This is a genomic window from Streptomyces sp. NBC_00009 (assembly GCF_045040855.1).
Lineage (GTDB): Bacteria > Actinomycetota > Actinomycetes > Streptomycetales > Streptomycetaceae > Streptomyces > Streptomyces aureus.
This window is the reverse complement of the sequence record NZ_CP108312.1, coordinates 795,897-818,570: the sequence shown is the minus strand read 5'-3', so window position 1 is coordinate 818,570 and position 22,674 is coordinate 795,897. Positions and strand designations below refer to the sequence as shown.

Genomic DNA, 22,674 nt, shown 5'->3' with positions numbered 1-22,674 from the left:
TGGGCAGACTCAGGGCCCGAGTGTCGCCTCGGGATGGCGCCGGGTTCCACTGCTCCGGGTGTTGAGCTGCTGTCGTAGGGACGGGGAATCTGCTGGTCAGCCAGGGTCGAGCAGTTGGCTGAGCCGGTCGAGGGCTGCGGTGATGTGACCGGTCCAGGGCCAGTGGCGCGCCAGGCGGAGGATTCGCTGACGGCCGGTGGTCACGAGCTGTCCGGCCGCGCTGAACAGGCGGAGCCGTAGTCGGCGGGGCTCCCAGAGCCTGGCCTTGCCGGTCGGGGCGAGCATCGGCATCCAGGCCAGCAGGTCGAGAGCGATCTGGACGATCTCCAGCCAGATCCGGTTCTGGGCGGTGCGGTGCAGGGGCAGGTTGCGCAGGCCGGTGGCCCGGGCGGCGCGGATGCGGTCCTCGGCTCGGGCCCGCAGCCGGTGACGGAGCTCGAGCTCGGCGATCGGCCGGCCCGAGGTGTTGGTGGCGAAACAGGTCAGCCGCATGCCGTCCGCATCCGTGAGCCGCAACTGGGCCCCAGGGTGCGGTCGTTCCTCCTGACGATCAGCCGCATGCCCTCCGGCCAGCCGTCCAGAACGTTGCCGGTGAGTTCAGCGACCCTGGCACCGTCACGGATCTCGCCGTTCGCCTCGACGGCCGCCGTCCAGGCCGATGCCGGAACCTTCAGCACATGCTGGTGGATCGCCTCGGTGACTACCATGCCGACCGAGTAGGACAGCCACCGTCCCCGCTGAGCGAGCCAGGCGACGAAGTCGTAGGTGCCGCCCGCGAGTCGGTGCGGATCAGGGTCCGACGCCCGCGCCGGTACTTCTCCGGCAGCTGGGCCAAGGCCAGTTGGGCGACGGTGATGTGGTTCGCGCGGTGAGCGGCGCCGTGGGTCCCGACGGGCCACCCGTCTCACATGAGGATTGGCAACATGAAGTGAACGGGAGTAACTTTCTCACTCCTCATCTCAGCTTTCGGGTGAGAGAGTCAACAGCGTGCCCACGAAAGGGACTTGCATGCTTCCGGACACTTTGTCGAGCCTTGCGGCCGGCGGCGGAGCAGCGCTGGTGGGAGCTGCGGCCACCGACGCCTGGGCATCTGCCAGAGCGGGCTTCGCCCGGCTTTTCAGCCGGGGCGCCGGGACCGATGCGGTGCAGGCGGAGGAGAACCGGATCCAGCGCTCGGTGGGCCGACTCGACGATGTCGAGGACGCCGGGCGTCCGGCGGCGCAGCGTGCGGCCGCGGAGCGCTGGGCGGAGGAGCTGCGTGATCTGCTGCACGAACACCCGGAGTGCGCTGCGGACTTGCGGGAACTGATCGCCGCCGTGCGGCAGCGGACGCCGCAGGCAGTACCCGGCTTCGTCCAGAACAACACCAACATCGGGAGCGGCACGCAGAACATCACGGCCTCCGGCGACATCCACGTGGGCAATGGGCCGCAGGGGGCGACGTGAGCAGTGGAAACTCCCAGGAGAACCAGGCGCGGGACTCCAGTACCCAGAACATCACGGGCACCGGTGACATCGACGCCAGAACCGACCACAGCGTTTCGCTGACCACGAACACGCCCGTGGCCGTCCACGTCGCCAATGACCTGGGTCGGCGTAGCCCCAGCCCGCTGGCCGTGGGGGCGGCGATCGTGGCGCTCGCCGTGGCCGCGCTCGTAGGGGCACAGTTATTGCCGACGGCAGAGGACCATGGCGAGTCGGCCGACGCGGCGGGGGCCGCGCCGTCCTCCCTCGAGGTCAAGTCCCGCTCGCCGAAAGGTACCCGGTCGTCCGCTTCCCCGAGCGGTACGCCCGACGCCGGCAGGACGTCCGGCGAGCGTGACAGGGCCGCCGGGCCGGCGGCCACGGTCGGCGCATCCCCGTCGACACAGCGGCGGGCCACGCCCACCCGTGTCTATGCGACTGAGAATGTGGCCTGCGGTGAATACCGGGGAACGGGTGTACCCGGGGTCCAGGCAAGCGCGTGTGTGCAGGCGATCGACGGGAAGAAGCAGGCCGAGTACGGCATCAAGGTGCGGAACGAGCTGTCGACCCAGATCGTGATCACCGCGCGTGTCCAGTGGTACGCGCACGCGAAGCTCCGCAACTGTCAGCCGGGCGAAGGTACGTACAAGAACGTGGTGATCGACCCGCACAAGATCTGGTACAGCCCCCTGGGCGAGTGCACAGCCGAGATCTACGGCGCCGGTGTCCAAAGCATGTCGAAAATGGCGGTCGACCCCGAGGGCACCCACACGCCGGAAGAACTGAACGGCATGCAGTTCAATTCGCCCACCGTCCAGATCAGAGAAGACGGCAAGGTGACCTTCCCCTGACCATATCCCACCTCCGACGTCACCTGGAGGTCCCGTGACCGTCATCAGCCGCCGCGAGCGACTGCGCGCCGAGATGTCCCGGGACGTGCGCCGCGTCGCGGCGCAACTCATCGCGCGGCACGGCGTGCAGGGGCTCACGCTCGCTGAGATCGCACGGCAGATCGGCGTCACCCCGGCAGCGCTCTACCGACACTTCGAGGACCTGCCGGACGTCATCCGGCAGACGGCGCAGGACATCACGGACGACCTGGTGGTCTTCCTGCGACATGCCGAGGCGGCCCAGCCGCGCACGGACTTCGCGGCCCGGCTGTCCGCGCCGACGCGCGCCCTGCGGGTCTGGTCACTGACCCATCGCCATGAGTTCGCCCTCCTCTTCGGGACACCGAGCCCGTCGGCAGGCTCGGCACAGGCACGCTTCACCGCCGAGTGGGTAGTGCGGCTGTCGGGGGTGTGGGGGCCGGTCTTCGTGGAGCTGTGGGCGCGCCAGCCGTACGAGATCGTCGACGACGACCGGATGGACCCGCGGCTGCTGCGTCAGTTGAGCGACTACCGCGAAGCGTCCGGGGTGGAGCTGCCGCTGGGGGCGCTGACGGAGTTTCTCGGCTGCTGGCAGTCCATCTACGGGGCGGTGGCCCTGGAAGTCTTCAGGCACTTCGATTCGGTGATCCCTGACCAGGAGCCGATGTTTGAGATGATGCTGCACCGGCTGTTGGTGCGGCTCGGCGTGGCCGACGGCTAGTAGCTGGCAGGCGCGCAGAGCGGCGTCACGGATCACGCGTCCGGTTACGCGGCGTGTTCACCGGCTTGGAAACGCGATTGGGTGACGCGGATGCCCACCGACCCATGCAGAAGTGTTGGCCTGCGGTATGAGAATGCGGTGCTGCGCCGTCAGATCGCCCGGGTCCGCTACCAGCCGGCCGACAGGATCTGGCTCGCCGCACTCTTCAGGCTGATCTCTCACGGCCGTTGGCGCCAAGACTTCGCGGCCACCCTCACCACCGTGCTGCGCTGGCTTCAACTCTGCGCCTGTCCGAATAGTCCATCCACGCAGTTCAGGCGGCATGTTGGTATTCGTGGAGGACTCCGGCGAGGCGGTCTCTTCGGCGTACGTCGAGGTGGGAGGTCTATGCAGGGGCGAGCGGTTCGGGGACGGCACGCAGGGCTGCTGCCTGATGCATCGCTTGGTGAGGCCGGTGGAGGTGGACGACGTTTTCGGCAGGCGCAGTGTCACGCTGCCTGCAAGGCGTGGTGGAATTCCGGGCGATGCGGGCGCTATGCCTGGGGCAAGGGGATCGGCATCAGCTCCGTCGCCCATGCAAGCCCGGCCGACGCCCGGGGGCGAGATGTGGATTTCCCAGCTCATCGACCGGCTGCGCGCCCTACCAGATGCCGTCGATGACTTCTTCGAAGGTCAGGTGCCACTGCGAGTCCTCGTCCTCGAAGGGTAGAGGGTCGAACTCGGTGATCTCGGCACGGAGCGCGTCAACGCGTTCTTCCGTGTCTTCGTCGTCACCGTCTTCCAGCTCCTTCTGGAGGATCTGGAACTTGGTCAGGGCATAGACGAGCGACTCGACGTCACGGTGAATCACCCTGTAGACGAGTTCCGTCTCACTGTCGCCGAGGGCGTAGACCGTGCCTGTGTCGGGAGCGAGAGCGAGGGTGGTGTCGGCGAACATGCCGAGAATCAGCCAGTCGTTGCACTCTTTGGGCACCGTGCCTTTGTCCGCGTACCACTCGCTGAGGTTGATGGAGTCGTCGGCGCGCAGGCTGGCCTTGGACATGAACCACTCGGTGTCCGGGAGGCCGATGCTGCTCAGCAACAGCGCGGCGCGGTCGTTCAGCTGGTTGTGCGGGGCGCTGTAACGGGGGAAGTAGACGACACCCGTCAGCCCGAACGCGGTGCGTACCTCGTCCGGGGACACGACGAAGTTCATGCTGGGACCTTTGCATTCTGGGAGGGCAACTGGTGATCGATGCTATCGGCCATGGTGCGCCTGCAGCTCCTCCATGTACTTTTGGTGCTCGATATCACGTTTGTGTCGACCGACGTCTTGGTCGTATGCGTTGGTGTGATGGACGGTATTCGCGTTCTTGAAGTATTTGTCCAGCCATGCGTCACAACGGGGCCGTTTCTGACACGGCTCCCGTTCCGTAAAAACTTCCTTCAAGCCATCCTGTTTGCCGTTGTGCAAGAGGGGATAGCCGATCGACCGCTCTGAGTGCAGGCTCTTCTGGGAATAGCCGACCAGAATGCTCTCTCCCCGCCCGTCGGGGTCGATGTACCGCCCGGCGGCATAGTTGTTCCCGCTGTAGTCGTTACGGGCGTACCGGGCCAACTGCGTGGCCTGGCCCAGCTCATCGGTGTAGGGGTCGACCTTGGTCGACGTCACCTTCTGCTTGTACGAGTCCGCGACGCTGAACTCTTCGCGATCCCCTCGGGTGGAGGGCCGGTACGCCTTGCCATTGTCGAGGATGCCGTCCAGGCGCGTCTTGTCGGTGCTGTCCAGAGCCTTCAGATCGCCGTCTGCCTCAAGCCGGCGAACCGTTCCGTCCGCGTCCAGGAGGTACGTGCGGACGTCCTTGCAGCTGTCGATGTCTTCCTTGGTCTTCTTGTCGCTCTTCTTGTGCTCCTTTTTGGCCTTGTCGATGTCGGCACCGTGCTTCTCCAGCACGTGCACGGTCTCGTCCGCCTTCTTGTCGACGGCGTCCTCGGCCTTGTCCATGACGGTGGCGAGCTTGTGGAAGCGGCTGTCCTTCTTCACCGAGCTGCGCCGCTTGCCGCCGCCGGTCTTGTGCAGCTGCTTCTTCTTGTCGAAGTCCCGCTTCGTCTCGTCGTAGCCGCCGGACGCCTTCTCGAAGTCGTCGAACTCGATCGCCAAGTCCGTCGCCATGTCCGCCGATCCGGACACGTAGTCACCGGCTTTGCCGTCGTCATGGGCGTCGAGCGCGTCGGTGAACAGGTCCTCGATCTTGGCAAGAATCTTTGCCTCGATCTTGTCGGTCACGACCTGGGTGATCTGACCGACCGCGTAGTCGATCGCTTCGTGCAGGGCGAACCGGCATGCAGCGATCGCGGCCGCACTCAGCAGTCCACTGAGACCCACGGTGAAGAACATGCCAATGACGCCGGCCGTGGCTGTCGCGGCTGTCGCGCCTAGTTCGGTGATACAGACGATCTTGCAGCCCTCGATGAAGCCGGCGCAGTCATCGAGGGCTTCCGCCAGGTCGTCCAAGGCTCTAGAGAACGTCGCGAGATCTCTGGTGCTCAGCTTCCCCCAGCGCCGGTCGATGGCGTGGACTGTTTTGCCCTTGCTCTTGCCGCCGACTATGTAGGAGCAGGCCCGATTGCCCTGTGTGATCGCATCGTTGATGCCTTCGGCAAGGTGTCGGTAGTCCTTGGCGGTGCTCCGGATCTCGTCTTCGTCGATGTTCGGCCAGTTGACGCCGACAAGGTCAAGGACTTCTACGAGATCATCGGGCAGCGTCTTGCCCACGCGTTTCATCTCCCCCGTGAAACAACATTTTTTTCCTGCTTAGGCCATGACGTGACGACACGTCAACGCAGTTGGCGCCACATCAGGCCAACTTCACCCGCCTCAGGAGGGCGTGAGGCAGACCAACATCTCGTCGGTTCCCACCATGACGTCCCCGTTTGCCAGTGCCGCCACTGATCGCACGGGCGCCCCGGGCCGGAAGAACCGCGCAGCGGGCTCGGCTTCCACCGCCGAGTACTCCACCAAGCCGTCCTCCCAGCCGATCACCAGCACCGGACCATCGGGTGTCCGGGCAGCGGACAGTGCCGTCACGGGGCAGTTCCTCTCCCGCAGCGCAGACGCCAGCGGCGTCCGGCCTGGCGCCCACATGCGCACGCGACCGTCCTGACCTCCGCTGTAGACGAGCGCGGCCCCTTCGGCCAACTCAAGCCCGGCCAGGCCCGTCACCGCACCCTCGTGCAGAGCCTCGTGGGCAACATCGATCGTGCCACCGTTCAGCATCATCACCCGCACGGCGCCGGCGCCGTCCCCATACGCGAGAGCGCCACCAACACAGGCGACAGCCGTAGCGGATCCTTCGACAGCGGCAACAAGCTGCTCCAGCGGCTTCGACTCTGTCTCCAGCAAGCTGGCGATCCCCGTGAAGCGCGGCGCCGTCGGACTGTGTTGGAGAGTCATGCGCCCGTGGCCGTCCAGAACAGTCAGGTCGCCGTCCCGTCCGAAGGCCACCGCCGTGGCCCCAGACACTGCGTGCGGCAGCCGGCCGTGCGCCTCGCCATTGCCTGCAGCGACCAGACGGACGATGCCCTGATGATCGAGTACTGCGACACTGCCAGACGTCTTGCACACGCCGATGCTCAGAGCCAACGCGGGCCCGGGCCAGGGCGGACTGATATCACCGCGCACCCGTTTCCAGCGCACTGCCCACCCTTCACTGTGGGCAAGCGCCTGAAGCTCGTCCGCCAACCGTGGATCAGCGTCGTCTCCCAAGGCTGCCCACAGCATCAGAGCCCTCTCGGCTGGTGAGCAGGGCCGCGTCAGGGCACCACCAGCACGCAGCCACGCAGCACGCAACCCTCCGTGAGATTCCTCGGAAAGCTCGTACAAGGCCGTGACCTGCACAGGATCGATGTCGCACACCGAGCTGGGGTCATCAAGGTCAGGAGCAGCTTGCTGGCCGCCAGACGGCACATCCGGCTCCGGCGATGGTGCAGACGCCGCCCACACCGCGTAGCTCTCCTCGTCCCGCCACTGAGCCGCCCGCAGATCCATGACAGCAGGGCTCAAGGCCGACAACTCCGCAGACACCTCGCGCGTCTCGACGATGAGCCGAACCTGCTCGAACCGGGCCAGCGCACAGATCAGTTCCTCGACTGCCTCGGGTGCAGCCGAGTGATGCAAGTCGGGCAAGACGATCACGGTCCGACGCCGGTCAGCAGCCACTGTGGCGATCAAATCACCCGGCGCGCGCGCGGCCGAGCCCAACTGCTCGGCCAGCAGCCAAGAGGCCGTCAACGCCGACTGCCCGGCCAGAGGAACGAGCCCGTGGACGCGACGCTCCACCACGACATCCGGCCGCGTCGCCTGTTCGGCGAGCCACGCCAGGAACAGTGACTTGCCGCAACCCTCATCACCGCTGATCACACAGACGCGCGGGGCACGTGGATCACGCAGCCACCCCAGGATCGCCACACCAGCAGGCTCACGCCCCGCCGGCGGCGGAGGCCATGCCCGCGGGGTCACTGACGCGCCCGCTCCGCCGCGAACCGGATCAACTCCTTGAGCCCTTCCTCCCGCGACTCAGCCGTATCCCCGTAGTCGAAGCTGTGCGTGAACTGAGCATTGGGGAACTCCCGTGCCATCCACGCGGCGCAGTAGTGCCCGGGCATCATGCACGCTTCCAGTTCGCAGTACACGCGTGTGACCTGCTGCCCATCGACGCCGGCGCCCTGGAGCTGCTGCCAGATCAGCTCTTCCGGATGCAGTTTCCCTGGACCGGTGGCGTCCGTGACGATGTGCTTCTGCCCGCTCGCGTCGACGTGCTCGATCGCCGCCGAGAAGGCGATATTGAGCGCATGCCGCACATCGTCCAAGACCCGCGGCCACCAGTTCTCGCGCCCTTCGAACGCGCCTGAGTCAATGAGACGCAGCTCTGCGTTGAGTTCCCGGAATGCAGCCGCCCCACCGGCAAGATCCGTCGAGGCAGCGATCACACCCAAGCGCAGATCCAGGGCCGCCAGGCACTGACTGAACGCAGACACATCCGAGTTCACCAACATGCCCGGCTCCACCTGGTCCAAGAAGACCGCGTGTACAACACCGTCCGCACTGACCGCCATGTGAGCCAGCCCGTCCACACCTACGCGCACCCAATGGGCCTGCGACTCATCGCAGCGCAGCCCGTGATGCCCGGCATACAGCCCCAGCGTCAAACCGTCCGTCTCGCCCGCAGCCGCGAAGTACGGAGCCACTACCAGAGGCACGCCGACCTGCTCCAGAACAGCACGCGCATCCTCTTGCACGGTGGAACCAAGATTCGACAGCGACAGCCGCCGCATCCCGTCTCTGCCGAAGTGGTCAGCGGCCGAATTCGGAGTCTGGTCTGGCATGAACGAACGCCTCCCCGTAAGTGGTTGATCTCGACGAGCCTATCCACCCGCGCTTTGGGACCGTGAGCAGATCGGGTCTTGGCGTTTGTCAGCGAACCTAGTCCACGCAGGTCAGCCGAGATCAGCCCCTCTGAATTCGAGTCGACTTGGCACGCTGCACAAGAGATCCTCAACGTGGACCGAGCCGAGGAGACAGGTTGATCACGGAGTACCAACAGCGCCTACGCGATCGCTACCTTGCTGCCCCCGTCATGTCAGCCCCAGCGCCCTGGCAGCCAGTCCTGGACCGCAGGATCCCCATCGGCGGCCTGCTCGGTATCGGCTTCGCGGCCCATCCTGACACCGGACACGATCTCGTCATGGTCGTATCCCGCGACGGACACGGACTCTTCGATGGAATCACCGGCGAGAGGATCGCACGCGACCGGGATCCCGACCCTGTCACCAGCACCCCCGACGCACACCCGGACCTCGCCTGCCCTGGACTCGGTCCCGTCGCAGGCACCGAGATCCGCATCGCTGGCCTCTTCGGCGGCGGTCTGCACAGCACCACCCCGGACGGTTGGACGGTGGATGTCGTCAGCCCCGACTGGCCCCACGACCGCATCATCCGCTCCGCCGACGGCGGAGCGAACAACGGAGCGGCGGGAGGCACCTGGTGGCACGTCTTCCACTCCGATTACTCAGAACTGCGCACCGCCGGTTTCTCCCCAGCCGGTCTCACCCTGGCAATCGCGACCAGCAGTGACCTCACCCTCTGGACCCGCCCTCAGTTCCACGGCGAGGACTGAACGGCCACCGGAGCGCGTTCGAGCGCCATGCCATCCAACCTAGTCTGCCCAGGTCAGGCGGCACGTCCAGGGCTAAGTTGGATGGCCAGTGACAGCGATAGCTGGCCCCCAAGGGAGGGGGCGGGAGGGGAACCGCCCGCGAATGGTTCCGGAGTCCTGTGGGGCTCGGAAAGTCGTCGCTGCAGGTCAAGCGGCATAGCGGTACTCGTTAATGACGCTGCCGAGGACGCGGGTGCGCTGGAGTGTGCGGCCTTCGAGTGCGTGCATGGTGATGGGCTGTTGGTCGGCGCCTGGCGGTAGTTGGTTGGGGGCCCGGTGGGGGCGGTGCTCGTTGTAGTGCCGTTCGTAGGCGGCCAGGAGCTGTCGGGCGTGGGCCTTGTTCATGATGAGGACATGGTCGGGGACCGCGCGCCGGATGCTGCCGATCACCCACTCGCAGTGGGCGTTCATTCGAGGGGCCCGTGGCGGCGCGCTCATGAGGATCTCCATTTCCTCGGCCTCGAAGACGTCGTCGAAGGACTGCCCGTACCTGCCGTGGCGGTCACGCAGCAGGAAGCGCAGGAACCTCATGCGTGTGCCCAGCCGGCGGCAAGGTTCCGGGCCTGCTGCACCGCCCACTCGCGGGTGGGGTGTGCGGTGACGCCGGTGATGTGCAGGCGCCTGTTCCGGTGTTCGAGGAACGCCAGCGCGTACAGCCTGGGTCCGACGGCAGTGTCGAGATGGAAGAAGTCGACGGCGATGATGTCCTGAGCCTGGTTGGTGAGAAACTCCCTCCAGGTCGGGCCGGTACGGCGCGGGGCCGGGCCGATGCCCGCAGCGTGCAGGATCTTTCAGACCGTGGACGCGGCGATCGGGTGCCCGAGTCGGGTCAGCTCGCCCTGGATCCGCCTGTGCCCCACCGTGCGTTCTCTCGAGCGGGCTTCAGGGTCAGCTTCTTGAGCGCCGCCCTGGTCGGCGGGGGTCCTGTGCGGGTGCGCCGGGCGCTGTAGTCCCACTTCGCCGCGGTGAACCTGTGATGCCAGGCCGGCAGCGTGCCAGGCGTGACCGGGAAGATCTCGCGCCAGCAGCGACGGGATGACCATCCTGCCGCGCCGTGCGATCGACGCCATGACTACGGTGACCTGCTCGGACGTAATTATCGGCACACACAGGGTCGGTGCCGGCTGCGTGGAGGATTTCCCAGACTGTGGACGGGGCGATCGGGTAGCCGAGGCGGGCGAGTTCGCCCTGTATCCGGCGGTGGCCCCAGCTGTTGTTCTCCCGGGCCAGGCGCAGGATGAGCTGCTTGACGGCGGGCGCGGTGGAGGGTCTGCCGGGGCGGCGGTGCCGGGTGAACGTCCATTTCTTGGCGATGAGTTGGCGGTGCCAGGCCGGCAGTGTGGTGGGGGTGTGACGGTGAAGGCCTGGCGCCGGCGCTCGCGCGGGACGAACCGCGAGAGCGCGGCGAGCCAGATCCGGTCTGCGGGCTCGTAGCGGACCCGGGCGATCTGACGGCGCAGCACCGCGTTCTCCTGTCGTAACGCGAGGATCTCTGCGTCCTTGGCCACGCGGCTGCGCAGTACGGCTGTGGGCACCGTGATCAGATTGCGAATGGGCGTGGTGACGGTGGACAGTGGCATCGAAGGATCGTCGCAGGTGCTGTGCGGACCAGTCTTCTGGTCTGGGAACTGCCAGGTCTGGCCCAGAATCGTGTTTTCGAGCGGCATACGGTGAACATGCTCATCGCTGCTCCTGGGGTTCGGGGGCGTGCTCGAGGCCGAGGGAGGGGTTGCCATAGACGGACTGCACCTCGGCGATCACGACCCGGTATTCGCCCAGCCATTCCCCGTAGCGTGACTTGGCGAGCTGGTGGGTGTCCATGCCGACGAGCTGTCGCAGTGCGTCCAGGCTGGTCCAGTAGTAGACCTCGGAGTGCAGGCCAGTGTCCTCGTTGTGCCAGGCCTCCTCGCCCAGAAACCCGGAAATCTGGCGAGCTCGTTTTGCGATCTCGCTGTCGATGTGGTGGAACTCATCAGTCAGGTTCCGGGTTTCGAAGATGAACGTCGAACTGTACTTCGGGGTGGCGGTCATGCCGGCTCCTTCGCCGTCGAGGGTGTCTCCGCTGAGTCAGGATCGGCAGTGGGTGTGCCGCCGCGCTGCGCGGCAGCGCCGGCGAGGATGACGAGGGCGATACCGACCAGCTGCACGAGCGTGGGCGTCTGGGCGAGCACGAGCAGGCCGATGAGGATGCCGAACGCGGGCTCGATGGAGAGCAGGGTGCCGAAGGCGGTGTGTGTCATGCGGCGCAGGGCGAGCATCTCGAGCCCGAATGCGATCACGGGGGTGATCAGCGCGATCCCCGCTGCGGCCAGCAGCACCCACCAGGTGAAGTCGCCGCCGAACACCTGCGGCAGCCCGACAGGAATCGTGACCAGTGCAGCGATCGGGATTGTTAGCGAGAGGCCGCTGATCCCCGAGAACCGGTTGCCGACGTGCTGCGTGAGCACGTTGTACAGGCCCCAGCAGGTTCCCGCCAGGAGGGCGAATCCGACCCCGGACAGGTCGATGTTCCCGTGCCAGGGCTCCGTTAGCAGCACCACACCGATGAGGGCGAGCAGTGGCCAGACGAGTGCCCTTCTGTGCTTGCTCATCAGCCCCGCCACCGTCAACGGGCCTAGGAACTCGATCGCGACCGCGGTACCCAGCGGGATGCGGTCGACCGCGGCGAGGAGGAACGTCGTCATGAACCCGGTGACCGCCCCGAGGGCGAGCAAAGCGGGGAGATCCATCAGGCGGAGCGAGCGGACCGAGGGACGGGCGATCATCCAAAGGAAGACCACCCCGAAACACATTCTCAACCAGGCCGCCCCAGCCGCCCCGACGTGCTCGATCACACTGACTGAGAGGGCGTTCGAGAGCTGGACGGCAAGCATCGCCGTGACCGCCATCGACCATGCCGGCACCCGCGTCACGGAACGCGTTCTCAAGGTGCGCCGATCAGACGCCGCGACACGGTCACCGCACTACCGAGGCCGGAGAGGACATCGGCCAGCGCATCCGCCGTCGCCGTCAGGGCCTCGTCGGTCATGGGTGCGAGAGCGTCGAGGATGAAGAACGCCGCACTGGTCTTGTCGGTGAGGGCGGTGCGACGGCCCTGCCGCCAGTTCCACCTGCGGCAGGTCACCCCGGTCTTGTCGCGCCAGATGACCTCGCCGGGCTTGGGGTGTTCGATGACCGTCTCTCCGCCGCTGGCAGTATCAAATTCCTCCTCGCCGGTCGACCGCACCAGGCGTGCCGGACCGTCGTAGCGGTAGAAGTCCTCGCCGCCGAGGGGCACTTGGTGGAGTACGGAGATGGCGTTGTAGATGTCGGTGAACGCGTTCACCCGTGGCAGTCCCTGCTCGGCGCGGCGGGTGAGCGCTTCGAGGCTGTTGCGGGTGCGCTGCGGCTTCGCGCCGAATGCCCGGTACGCCTCACGCCACGCAGCGATATGCGGTAGTTCCTCCACCGGGCGCTCGGCCAGCAGACGCCGTGCATGAGCCTCGGCGGCCTCGACCAGATCGTTGCTGGTCGCAGACGTCGCTGCCGGGGCGAGGCCGTCGACCACGAGCAGCATGGTCCGGTAGTCCGGGCGAAGTTTGAACACGTCTGGCTCTACACGGCACGCGGCGAGGAATGCATCAGCCGTCAGGACCTCAGCAGGCAGGCTTTCAGGCATCGGGATTCTCCACTCAGTGTCCGGTTCCGACTCCGGGCTCGTAGACCGTGAGCGAGAACCGGGCAGGCTCATCATGAGGGTTCACGTAGGAATGATGGGTGTCACCGAAGAGCGTCAACGCATCCCCGGTCGCGGGCTCACCCGGAGGCGTCCAGGGTGGGGGTCAGGAGGGCGGACTGTGGCTGGGCCACGGCCAGGACGAAATGCAGTTCGCCCTCGCCCGTATGCCGATAGATGTGCGTACAGTCAGCTGCGAAGACCGCTGAGTCCCCTGTGTGTAGCACGATGGACTCCTCGGCCACCTGTATCTCCAGGGAGCCGTGCAACACACTCACCGTCTCCCTAGTGCCGACGATGTGCGACTCCCCTTCGTAGCTGTCGCCCTCGTACATCCTCCAGTCCCACATCTCGAGTGACGCGGGAGGCTCGGATCCCACCAGCAGCACACCCCGTCCTGGGCTGTGCTCGCTGCGCCAAAGAGGCACCCCGTCCCCGGCACGGACCACGCGGACCGAGAGGGATTCCGAGGTTTCGACCAGCCTCGACAGAGTCGTCCCCAGAGCGTCCGCGAGTCTGCACAGGGTGCCGATGCTGGGGTTTGTGCGGTCCTGCTCAATGTGCACCAGCATGCCCTTGCTCACCCCGGAACGAGCGGCCAGGGTATCCAGAGACCATCTGCGGGCTGTCCGCTCGGTGCGCACGCTCCGCGCGACCGCACGTGTCACCTCGGCTGCCAGATCTGCCACATCACACCCCGAGTCGATGTATTGCTTTTTGCTGACTTCTGCGCGTGCGACGCGGATGGTCTGGCAGCACCAACTGCGCGTGGGCTGCCGGCGGGCCGGTCGGCGAGCGGATTCCCGCCCTCGTGCCCGCTCCGCAGTGACACCGGTGTCCAGCGGATACTCCGGCCGCGTGCTGCGAGGCATCCACTGATGACGGGACCTGGGAGGTGGGGCCTGCTCTCAGAAGGAGACCTGGGGCTGGGCGGGGTTGAGGTAGTACACGGCGGTCTGGTCGGCATGCAGGAGGAGCAGACCCTGCAGCTCGTGCGCGGCCGCCTTGACGAGGTGGCCGTCGCGTTCGGCATGGAGGGTCTCGATGACGAAGGCGACGTGGGTGGAGTCTTCGGTGACGCGGGTGCGGTGGGCGTCGCGGTGGTTCCAGTGCCGGGTCAGGATGTCGGTGGTATCCGTGTAGATGATCTCGCCGGGCTTGGGGTTCTCCACAGTGTCAGGTTCGCCGAGAGGGGTGAACTCCTCGCTGCCGTCCGCGTACCGGATCTCGACGTCACCGGTGACCTGCGCCAGGTCGAAGGCGCCGGCGGGCAGGCCGTGGTGAACGGAGACGGCGTTGTAGGAGTCGACCGCCGGGTTGATGCGCGGCAGCGTGCCCTTCTTCGCGAAGCGACGGCCGAGCGCATCGACGCTGGGGCGGATGCGACGCGGGTTGGTGCCGAAGGAACGGTAGGCGGCGTGCCACGACTCGATCCGTGGGTCACTCTCGTCGGCGGGCTGCCAGCTGCCGTCGGCGACCTGCTGCTCCAGGTCCTCCAGCGCGGAGGCGGTGTCGGGCCAGGGCTCATGGCCCCGCAGGTTTGCGGCGGTGACGACGGCAATGAGGGTGTCGGGGAAGGCGTCCGCGACGGCGGAGGCGATTCGGAAGACGGTCATGTGCTGGGTTTCCGTTCTCTGCGGGTGACTGGGGTGAGGTCAGGGCTTCCAGGGGCCGATGCGGTTCAGACGGCGCAGCTGCTGCCGTGCCGCAGGGGCGTCGAGGCTCTGGCCGCGTTCGTTGAGGTGCTCGGCGACGGCGGTGCGGTGTTCGACGGGCTTGTGGTCGTCGAATTTGAACTTGGCCCGTACGTCGGTGACTTCCAGGCGCAGCCCGCGGATTCCGGGGAGCATTCGCGCATACGGCTGCTGGTCTACGGCGACGGGGGCGTGGTCGCCGTCGGGCTGGAAATGGGCCATCTGGCGGCGCAGCAGGTCGGCCTTGGCCTCGGGGTCATCCACGATGCGGGCCTGGCAGGTGAACTGGACGGCCGCGTAGTAACTGGTGGGGACGCCGTGGGTGAGCGGGATGTCGGCCCCTGCACGCCAGGGGCCGGGGATGAATGCGTAGTCGCCGATGACGGTGAACGTGACGTTCGGGTCGTTCTCGATCGTCTGCCAGACCGGATTGGGCCGGGCGAGGTGGACCAAGAGGTCGTTCCCGTCGCTGATGAAATGGGTGGGGACGACAGCGGGCGAGTTGCCGAGCAGGCCATTGACGCTGAGGAGGCCGAAGTCATGGCCGTCGGCGATCCAGGTCTGCCATTCGGCTTCGTCGAGGCTGGCGTCCCAGGGCTGGATGAACATGTGGTTCTCCTTGCGTGGTCGTGGCTGCGGGATGGACTGCGGCGCGGCTGCTCAGGTCAGGGCGAGGAGGCTGACGGCGGCAGCGGCGGCGCCCAGGCCGGCCAGTTGGCCGCGGTGAATGCGTTCGGCCAGGACGCGGCGGGCGAGCAGGACGGTGCCGGCCGGGTAGAGGGCGGTGATCACGGCGACGACGGCGAGGTCGCCGTTGCGGGCGGCGAACAGGAACAGCAGGTTCGCCACGGAGTCCAGCACGCCTGCGGCGGCCGACATCGCATAGGCGGGCTTTTCGGGGCCGAGCTTGCGATACATGATCCCGGCAGCGGCCAGGGTGACGGTTGTGGAGACCGCCCTGCCGATGATCAGCGGGGCCACGCCGCTGTCGGACGGTGCCTGGTGCAGGAAGATCAGCTGGAGGGCGATGGCAGCGCCCGCGCCGAAGGCCAGCAGCAATGCGGTACGCGAGGGGCGTGCCGAGCCTGTGCCGCTGCCCGTGCTGACCAGGATGACCGCGGTGAGAGCGAGCGGCAGGCCAATCAGGCCCGCCGTGCCCAGGTGCTCTCCTTGAAGCAGGCCCACCGCGACGGGAAGCATGGCGGACACCAGTGCGGTGATCGGCGAGAGCACGTTCATCGGGCCGATCGCCAGGGTCTTGTAGAGCAGAGCGAACGCGGCGGCCGAGGCGACCCCGGACGCCGCACCCCAGGCAAGAGCGCCGGTGCTGAACGAGGCGCCGAGGAACGGCCAGAGCAGCAGTTCGACCGCAAGTGAGGCCGGGGCGGCGATCATCACCGTGCGTAGCACGTGCGCCTTGCGGGCTCCGAGCCCGCCGAGAAAATCGGCGCATCCGTAGGAGAGTGAGCTGCCCAGGGCCAGCAGCAGAGCGATCACGGTAGGTACATCCCTTACTATTGCAGTAGAACGACTAAATTATGCAACGGATCGACCGACTATGTCAACCGATCGACCGTGTAGTGCATTCCAGTAGTCCACTGGTGAGGGATGGGAGATCAGATGGCCGAGACGGCCACAGCCCTGCGAACGGTCGCACACAACGTCAAGGCGGCCCGCACGCGCGCCGGCCTGTCCCTGGACGAGCTCAGCAGGCGTGCCCAGGTCAGCAAGGGCGCCCTGGTGGGACTGGAGAAGGCCCAGGGCAACCCGAACCTGGCCACCCTGGTCCGGCTGGCCGACACCCTCGGCATCTCGGTTTCCGCCCTGATGCAGGGGCCACCCGAAGGCCGCGTCCGGGTGGTGGCCGCCGACACCGTGGTGCCGCTGTGGACGGGAGATCAAGGCAGCGAGGCCCGCCTCATGGTGACCACGTCCGGTTCGGCCCCGGTCGAGGTGTGGCGCTGGAAGCTCGAACCGGGCGAGGAATACCCCAGCCACCCCCACCAGGCCGGAGTCGTGGAAACCGTCAGCGTCACCGCCGGCTGCATGACGCTCGTCGTCGACGGCACTGAGTACCCCGTCGACGCCGGCCAGACCGCCACCTTCGACGGCGACACCGCTCACACCTACCGCGGTTGCGGCACCGAAACCTGTCAGCTGATCATGACCGTCCACCTGCCGCCCGGCCCTGCTTCCGTAGCCTGACGTGGGCAGTTCCGTCGGCCTGTGACACCTGGGCCAGCGCATCCGGCCTCTCGATCGCTCATGCCGCAGAGCCTTCCAACTGTGGCGCCGCCGGGTCGCTCAGCGGCGCCGAGCGCGCCGGGCTGTGAGGCTGACGCTCACAGCGCTCTTCGCCTGTACCCGCGTCGGCCGGACACGGCACCGGCAGCCGGCCACGGACAGCCCTTGGCGTCTGCGAGGGCGCTACTCGTTTCGACTCTCCACGATGCGCACGTCCTCCTCCGTCACCACCCCATCCACGATGAGGAAGGAACGTAGTTCGAGGAACGTGCGCGGGGCGGTGGAGAGGATCAAATTGTGCGCTGACGGCTCCTGCGCCAGTTCTACGTCGAGCGCCGACGGGTATGCCTGGCTCGCCGTGTGGGAGTGGTAGATGACATGCAGTTCTTCCTGCCGCTCGGCCATGTCCCGGTACGCCTCGTAGAGGTCGCGGGAGTCGGCCTCGTGAAGCACCTTCGACTGCGCGGTGTTGCGGAACCGCACGACGCGTGCGCTGTGGTCTTGGTGAGCGTGCCGCAGCACCACACCACACGCCTCGATGGGGTGATCCCGCAGGGCGTGGGCCACGATCTCGTCATAGACGTTCTTGGTGAGAATCAGCATGAGCTCAGCAGCGATAGAGCGACTGGTGCGGGTGCCGGAGCGGTAGTGGTGCGGAAACGAGCCCGGTACACGGTGGGGGACAAGCTGAGGGCCTGCTGGAACACGCGCCGCATGGTCTCCGATGACCCGAATCCGGCCTGCTGCGCGACCTCCTCGACCGAGGCCAGGCCGGAGGACAGCAGCGTCTGGGCTGCCTCCACGCGGACGGCGTCGGCATACTGCCCGGGAGTCATGCCGATCTCCTGGCGGAACAGGCGCGCCAGGTGCCTGGTACTGATGCCAAGCCTTGCGGTGAGCGCATCGATGCCGTGCGGCAGGGACGGATCCGCGGTGATCTCGTCCATCGCCCGGCGGACGAGCGGGTGCTGGGGCGGCTGCGGGGTCATGCGGATGCTGAACTGGGACTGTCCACCGGGGCGTGCCATGAAGACGACGAGCTGGCGAGCTGTCTCCCTGGCGAGATCTGCCCCGTAGTCCTCCTCGACGAGGGCGAGGGCCAGGTCGATTCCCGCGGTGACTCCGGCAGAGGTGACGATGTGGCCGTCGCGCACGAACACCGGGTCCGGTTCCACCCGCACCTGCGGGAAGGCGGCGGCGAGTTGCGAGGCCAGCTCCCAGTGGGTCGTTGCCCGCCGTCCGTCGAGGACTCCGGTCTGGGCCAGGACGAACGCGCCCGCACAGACCGAGGCCACCCGCAGTGCCTGTGCAGCCAGACCGCCCACGAGTGAGACCAGCACATCATCGGCGATTGCCTGCCGCCAGTGGCTGCGGCCGGGGACCAGGAGCGTGTTCACGTGCCGGGGCAGCTGCTCGAGGTCGGTGTCCGCCCCGATCCGCAACCCACTTGAGGTGAGGACATCAAGACCGGTGGGGGAGATGACGCGTATGTCGTAGCGGGCGCCGTAGCGGTTGGCCGTGGTGAAGACCTCCAGCGGTCCGCTCACGTCCAGGAGCTGGACCTGGTCGAAGGCCACGATCACGATGACACGGTCTCCACTGGGGGCAGCGGGTTCTACTCCGCCCATGGGGAGTCCAGGATTGTGCGGACGAAGTCCGCGCGCTCGAATTGCGGCACGTAGTGCTGGAGCACATCGGCCTTGACGTTGCCGAAGGTCGTCTCCGGCTTGCGCCGGATACCGTCGGTGAACGCACCTAGGATGCGCTGCTTGAAGTCGGGGCGGGGGTGCAGGGCCACGATCTCCTCGCGCTCAGCGGTGGCGATGTCCCCGTATCCGATGCCCAGGACGTCGTACTCCACGCCGGCGGTCACCAAGGCGACCTCCGGCTCCATGAACTCGGGGATCCCCGGTGTGGTGTGCAAGGCGATGGCCGTCCATACCCGGCGCACGCTGTCCTCGGGCACCCCATGTGCCTGCAGGAAGCGGCGTGCCTCGTCAGCGCCGTCGACCTCGAAACGGTGTCCGCTCGCGTGGAACCGCTCACTCAGTCCCAGGTCGTGGAACATCGCGCCGATGTAGAGCAACTCAGGGTCGAAGCTGAGGTCGCGATTGCGGCCCTGGAGGCTGCCAAAGAAGTACACCCGCCGTGAGTGGTGGTAGATCAGTTCGCTGGCGGCCTCGCGGACCAACTCGGTTGCTTCACGCGCCAGCCTGGTGTCCGGTACGCGCACCTCGGCCCTGGTGTTCGCGGCTGTCGTCATGGTCCTCCACCTGCCTTTCCATAGATAGCGGACCTGCCCACTTGACGGGCAGGTCCCAGTCTTCGTGCCCCCGGGCAGGCAGCCATGTCCACGAGGTCATGAATCCCACAGATTCAGACATTCGCTTTGGGCGGCCACCGGGCCACTCCGGTGCTCAGCCTGTCCGGGAGGTCTCCTGGAGCACGATGGCCGCCTCGGGCCCGGCCAGGTGCGAGTGGCTGCGGCTGTAGCCGAAGTAGACGAGCAGGGCCAGTGCCAGCCAGCCGGCGAACAGGGCGAAGGTGTCGGCGGACAGGTTCCAGATCAGGTAGCCGCAGCAGAGGACGGACAGGGCGGGTACCACCGGGTAGCCGGGGACCTTGAAGCCGCGGGGCAGTTCAGGTTCGCGTACCCGCAGCACGATCACTCCGACCGAGACCACAGCGAAGGCGACCAGGGTGCCCATGCTCGTGAGGTTGACCAGCCAGCCCAGTGGCACGAAGGCGGCGAGCAGTCCGACGAAGACGCCGACGATGATGGTGTTGCCGGCGGGTGCACCACTGCTGGCGCTCACCTTGCGGAAGACGGGAGGGAGCATGCCGTCGCGGCCCATCGAGTACAGAATGCGTGTCTGACCGTAGAGCACGACGAGGGTGACGCTGACGATGGAGATCACCGCACCTGCGGAGAGCACCGTGCCGGGCCAGTTCTGGCCGGTGACGAGCTGGAGGATCGCGGAGAGACCGGCGTCCTGGCCCTTGAACTGCGTCCATTTCTGAGCGCCGACGCCTACCAGGGCCACGAAGCAGTAGAAGACGGTGACCACGAGCAGTGCGCCGATGATCGCCCGAGGCAGCGTCCTTTGCGGGTTCTTTACCTCCTCACCAGCGGTGGAGACGGCGTCCAGCCCGATGAAGGAGAAGAAGACCGATGAGGCGGCCGCGCTGATGCCGGCGATGCCGAGCGGAGCGAAGGGGTGGAGGTTGGAGGAGTGGAAACCGGTGATACCGACGACGATGAAGAGAACGAGCACGCCCAACTTGAGGAGAACCATGACCGTGTTGATCAGTGCTGACTCCTTGGTGCCGCGGATCAGCAGCAAACAACAGAGTGCGATCAGCACGACGCCTGGCACGTTGATGTAGCCGCCCTCCCCGGGGGGCGCGGTGATCGCGGCGGGCATGACGAAGCCAAACAGGCGCTGCGTGAGGTCGTTGAGGTACTGCCCCCAGCTGACCGCGATGGCCGCGCCGGAGACGGCGTACTCCAGGAGCAGACAGGATCCGACGATCCAGGCTGCGAGCTCCCCCAGGGTGGCGTAGGCGTAGGAGTAGGAAGAGCCTGATACCGGCACCGCCGAGGTCAGTTCGGCGTAGCAGAGGGCGGTGAGCGCGGCGGTGATGGCGCCTATCACGAAGGCGATGATCACTGCCGGGCCGGCCTGTGGCACAGCGGTGCTGAGGGTGAAGAAGACGCCGGTGCCGATGGTCGCCCCGACGCCAATCATCGTGAGCTGGAAGCTGCCCACGGTCCGCCGCAGTCCGCGGCCTTGGGCCGGGTCCTGCGGGTCACCGGCCTCAGCGTCGGCCAGGAAGGCCGAGACCGGCTTGCGACGCAGCAACTGCTGACGGAGTCCCACATTGTTCGGAGTCACGGCGGGGCGCCTTTCGGTAGCAGGGGGATAGAGGGAGGACCAGGTCCCGGACGCGGGTGCCGGCTGGCAGCAGGTCACGCGTCAGGCCGGTTCGTCACACTGGGCGATCGCCGGTGTGCCTGCCGCGGGCGCAGTCGGCCAGCGTCCAGCAGACCGGAGGTTGCTGGATGCGCAACGCTGATGCCGACGACCGACAGGGGGCCGGGTTGTGCTGCGTGAGTCCTGGAACAGAATTCCGCCGCTGCGCATGCTGTCGGACATCTCGAGGCGGCCGACCAGTCGGCTCGGGCCGCCCCCCTTTGGGGCGGGTGGCGGCTGCGTCGCAATCACGCCTGTGGAGCGAGAGGTGTTGGAGCTGCCACCCTGCCCTGCTGTCAGGTCGGGAGGGCTGCTGAGGGATGCGGCATTTGCTGTGGACACGACGCGGGCTTGTGGGGCGCGGTCCGGTTCGGCATGGCCGACGCTCACGCCTGCGGTCTGCCTGGTGTGGAGCGACCACGGGCGGCAGCCTGGGCAGTCGGTTGCGACGATGGTAGAGGCGACTATTCCCCAGACCAACTATCAATACGGATACTGATGGTTTAGCTTCACCTAATGGATTTGCATCAGCTGCGGGTGCTGAGGGAGCTTGCTGATCACGGCAGCATCGCGGCAACCGCCCGGGCGCTGTCCGTCACTCCGTCCGCTGTTTCCCAGGTCGTGGCATCCCTGCAGCGCCGGTTCGCGACGCCGCTGACACACAAGCGCGGCCGCTCCATCGAACTGACGGGTGCGGGGCAGGCGCTCGCCGCGGCCGCAGTGGCAGTGGCATCCGCGGTGGCTCAGGCGGAAGCCAGTGTCGACGCGTACCTCGGGGACCTGTCGGCGTCCGTGAGGGTTTCGGGATTCCACAGCGCTGCAGTGACGTTCTTCCCCGCGCTGGCGGCGCTGTCGAGTGAGACCGACCACCCGCCGGTGGAGTGCGTGGACGAGGACGTTGCCCGGGACGCCTTTCCTGTCCTCACCGCGTCGTACGACCTGGTCATCGCTCACCGGATGAGCCACACGCCTCCGTGGCCGACGCAGCAGTTGTCAGTGGTGCCGCTCCTGCAGGAGCCGGTGGACGTCGCGATGCGCACCGACCACCCGCTGGCGCGGCGCGCGCAGCTCTGTCCGGAAGATCTCGTCGACCTGCCTTTCGTCTCCACACACACCGGCTTCTCTCCTGCCGACCTCCTCGAATCGATCGCGGCGTCCGCGGGCCGGCCGATGCGCGTCGTGCACCGGATCAACGACTTCACGACAGCGGCGGCGATGGTCGCTCAGGGGAATCTCGTCGCGCTGTTGCCGCGGTACACGGCCGCTCCGCCGAAGGACTCCGGGGTGACTCTTCGGCCCCTTGGCGAAGTCCGGGCACTACGCAACATCGACGCACTCATGCGCCCTGAACATGCGATCCGTCAGGGGGTTTCCGTCGTATTGCAGTCCCTCCAACAGATCGCCCGCACCCTCGTTCAGTCGGCCCACGCCCCCGAGTCCTCCAAGGGGCGGCCGTGATCGCCTCGTCGGCGGGCCGGCCCCGGACGTCCCTTCAGGGGCGCGGCCTGGTCAACTGGCCACTGCTCGGCTCGCCTTCGGCTTGGCCTGTGCGCTTGCGAGGGCATAAGCGGAAGCTGGGGCAGGGGTAGCCGAAGTGGCCCCGCAGTGCAGGACTGTCAGGCCCACCACGCAGCCGACGAGCATGAACAATTTGAGGGAGACGGCCTCACCGTCCAGGGCCATCGCGTGCGTCACCGTCAGGACGGCATCGATGCCGACCCACATCGTGTAGCCGGTGCCGACCGGCAAAGGGCGTAGACCCGAGCATGCTGGCGACGAGTTCGCCAGCGAAGATCACG

21 protein-coding genes and 2 pseudogenes are annotated in these 22,674 nt (G+C 67.0%); 6 read left to right on the top strand and 17 right to left on the bottom strand.

The window, feature by feature from the left end; all coding sequences use genetic code 11:
* Positions 1-96 precede the first annotated feature (96 nt).
* Positions 97-865, bottom strand: a pseudogene (locus OHA58_RS03760) (transposase); the annotation flags it as partial.
* A 143-nt stretch (positions 866-1,008) separates the two neighbouring features.
* Here OHA58_RS03760 and OHA58_RS03755 point away from each other — a divergent pair.
* The 3 genes from OHA58_RS03755 (at position 1,009) to OHA58_RS03745 (ending at position 3,054) form a co-directional block, all read left to right on the top strand.
* The gene (locus tag OHA58_RS03755; RefSeq protein ID WP_405476363.1) at positions 1,009-1,446 is read left to right on the top strand and encodes a hypothetical protein; all 438 of its coding nucleotides are present in this window, start codon (positions 1,009-1,011) and stop codon (positions 1,444-1,446) included.
* Positions 1,447-1,562: 116 nt separating this feature from the next.
* Positions 1,563-2,315, top strand: a complete 753-nt coding sequence (locus tag OHA58_RS03750) for a hypothetical protein (RefSeq protein WP_405476360.1) — start codon at positions 1,563-1,565, stop codon at positions 2,313-2,315.
* Between the two features lie 34 nt (positions 2,316-2,349).
* Complete coding sequence (locus tag OHA58_RS03745; protein ID WP_405476358.1) at positions 2,350-3,054, top strand: TetR/AcrR family transcriptional regulator; 705 nt, start codon at positions 2,350-2,352, stop codon at positions 3,052-3,054.
* A 640-nt stretch (positions 3,055-3,694) separates the two neighbouring features.
* Here OHA58_RS03745 and OHA58_RS03740 read toward each other — a convergent pair.
* From OHA58_RS03740 to OHA58_RS03725, 4 genes are all read right to left on the bottom strand, one after another.
* Positions 3,695-4,249, bottom strand: coding sequence for an SUKH-4 family immunity protein (locus tag OHA58_RS03740; protein WP_405476355.1), 555 nt, complete (start codon positions 4,247-4,249; stop codon positions 3,695-3,697).
* Positions 4,250-4,291: 42 nt separating this feature from the next.
* Positions 4,292-5,818, bottom strand: coding sequence for a nucleic acid/nucleotide deaminase domain-containing protein (locus tag OHA58_RS03735; protein WP_405476352.1), 1,527 nt, complete (start codon positions 5,816-5,818; stop codon positions 4,292-4,294).
* A gap of 93 nt (positions 5,819-5,911) precedes the next feature.
* The gene (locus OHA58_RS03730; RefSeq protein ID WP_405476349.1) at positions 5,912-7,501 is read right to left on the bottom strand and encodes a hypothetical protein; all 1,590 of its coding nucleotides are present in this window, start codon (positions 7,499-7,501) and stop codon (positions 5,912-5,914) included.
* A 47-nt stretch (positions 7,502-7,548) separates the two neighbouring features.
* Positions 7,549-8,418, bottom strand: coding sequence for a nucleic acid/nucleotide deaminase domain-containing protein (locus tag OHA58_RS03725; protein WP_405476347.1), 870 nt, complete (start codon positions 8,416-8,418; stop codon positions 7,549-7,551).
* 197 nt (positions 8,419-8,615) lie between these two features.
* Between OHA58_RS03725 and OHA58_RS03720 the strand changes: the two genes are divergently transcribed.
* Positions 8,616-9,209 (top strand): hypothetical protein, encoded by a 594-nt coding sequence (locus tag OHA58_RS03720; RefSeq protein WP_405476344.1) that lies wholly within the window; start codon positions 8,616-8,618, stop codon positions 9,207-9,209.
* A 186-nt stretch (positions 9,210-9,395) separates the two neighbouring features.
* On the opposite strand, the pseudogene OHA58_RS03715 reads toward OHA58_RS03720, so the two are convergent.
* From OHA58_RS03715 to OHA58_RS03680, 8 genes and pseudogenes are all read right to left on the bottom strand, one after another.
* A pseudogene (locus OHA58_RS03715) lies at positions 9,396-10,281 on the bottom strand (integrase core domain-containing protein); the annotation flags it as partial.
* 647 nt (positions 10,282-10,928) lie between these two features.
* Complete coding sequence (locus OHA58_RS03710; RefSeq protein ID WP_405476341.1) at positions 10,929-11,279, bottom strand: hypothetical protein; 351 nt, start codon at positions 11,277-11,279, stop codon at positions 10,929-10,931.
* Complete coding sequence (locus OHA58_RS03705; RefSeq protein ID WP_405476340.1) at positions 11,276-11,977, bottom strand: EamA family transporter; 702 nt, start codon at positions 11,975-11,977, stop codon at positions 11,276-11,278. The genes OHA58_RS03710 and OHA58_RS03705 overlap by 4 nt, the downstream gene beginning before the upstream one ends.
* 194 nt (positions 11,978-12,171) lie before the next feature.
* Positions 12,172-12,834 (bottom strand): B3/4 domain-containing protein, encoded by a 663-nt coding sequence (locus tag OHA58_RS03700; protein ID WP_405476338.1) that lies wholly within the window; start codon positions 12,832-12,834, stop codon positions 12,172-12,174.
* 209 nt (positions 12,835-13,043) lie between these two features.
* Complete coding sequence (locus OHA58_RS03695; RefSeq protein ID WP_405476336.1) at positions 13,044-13,835, bottom strand: helix-turn-helix domain-containing protein; 792 nt, start codon at positions 13,833-13,835, stop codon at positions 13,044-13,046.
* A 36-nt stretch (positions 13,836-13,871) separates the two neighbouring features.
* Positions 13,872-14,579: a B3/4 domain-containing protein gene (locus OHA58_RS03690; protein ID WP_405476334.1), complete on the bottom strand. Its 708-nt coding sequence runs from the start codon at positions 14,577-14,579 to the stop codon at positions 13,872-13,874.
* A 39-nt stretch (positions 14,580-14,618) separates the two neighbouring features.
* Complete coding sequence (locus OHA58_RS03685) at positions 14,619-15,266, bottom strand: FMN-binding negative transcriptional regulator (protein ID WP_405476332.1); 648 nt, start codon at positions 15,264-15,266, stop codon at positions 14,619-14,621.
* A 51-nt stretch (positions 15,267-15,317) separates the two neighbouring features.
* On the bottom strand, positions 15,318-16,154 hold the full coding sequence (locus tag OHA58_RS03680; RefSeq protein ID WP_405476330.1) for an EamA family transporter: 837 nt from the start codon (positions 16,152-16,154) through the stop codon (positions 15,318-15,320).
* Positions 16,155-16,277: 123 nt separating this feature from the next.
* On the opposite strand from OHA58_RS03680, the gene OHA58_RS03675 reads away from it, so the two are divergent.
* Entirely contained in the window at positions 16,278-16,862 is a 585-nt protein-coding gene (locus OHA58_RS03675) for an XRE family transcriptional regulator (protein ID WP_326778911.1), read from the top strand.
* A gap of 222 nt (positions 16,863-17,084) precedes the next feature.
* Here OHA58_RS03675 and OHA58_RS03670 read toward each other — a convergent pair whose 3' ends face one another.
* From OHA58_RS03670 to OHA58_RS03655, 4 genes are all read right to left on the bottom strand, one after another.
* Positions 17,085-17,504, bottom strand: a complete 420-nt coding sequence (locus OHA58_RS03670; RefSeq protein ID WP_405476327.1) for a Mov34/MPN/PAD-1 family protein — start codon at positions 17,502-17,504, stop codon at positions 17,085-17,087.
* Entirely contained in the window at positions 17,498-18,484 is a 987-nt protein-coding gene (locus OHA58_RS03665) for a GlxA family transcriptional regulator (protein ID WP_405476324.1), read from the bottom strand. The genes OHA58_RS03670 and OHA58_RS03665 overlap by 7 nt, the downstream gene beginning before the upstream one ends.
* Positions 18,485-18,516: 32 nt before the next feature.
* Entirely contained in the window at positions 18,517-19,164 is a 648-nt protein-coding gene (locus tag OHA58_RS03660) for an HD domain-containing protein (RefSeq protein WP_329576504.1), read from the bottom strand.
* 154 nt (positions 19,165-19,318) lie between these two features.
* Complete coding sequence (locus OHA58_RS03655; protein WP_405476323.1) at positions 19,319-20,797, bottom strand: APC family permease; 1,479 nt, start codon at positions 20,795-20,797, stop codon at positions 19,319-19,321.
* 594 nt (positions 20,798-21,391) lie between these two features.
* Between OHA58_RS03655 and OHA58_RS03650 the strand changes: the two genes are divergently transcribed.
* Complete coding sequence (locus OHA58_RS03650; protein WP_405476320.1) at positions 21,392-22,333, top strand: LysR family transcriptional regulator; 942 nt, start codon at positions 21,392-21,394, stop codon at positions 22,331-22,333.
* Positions 22,334-22,674: the final 341 nt, after the last annotated feature.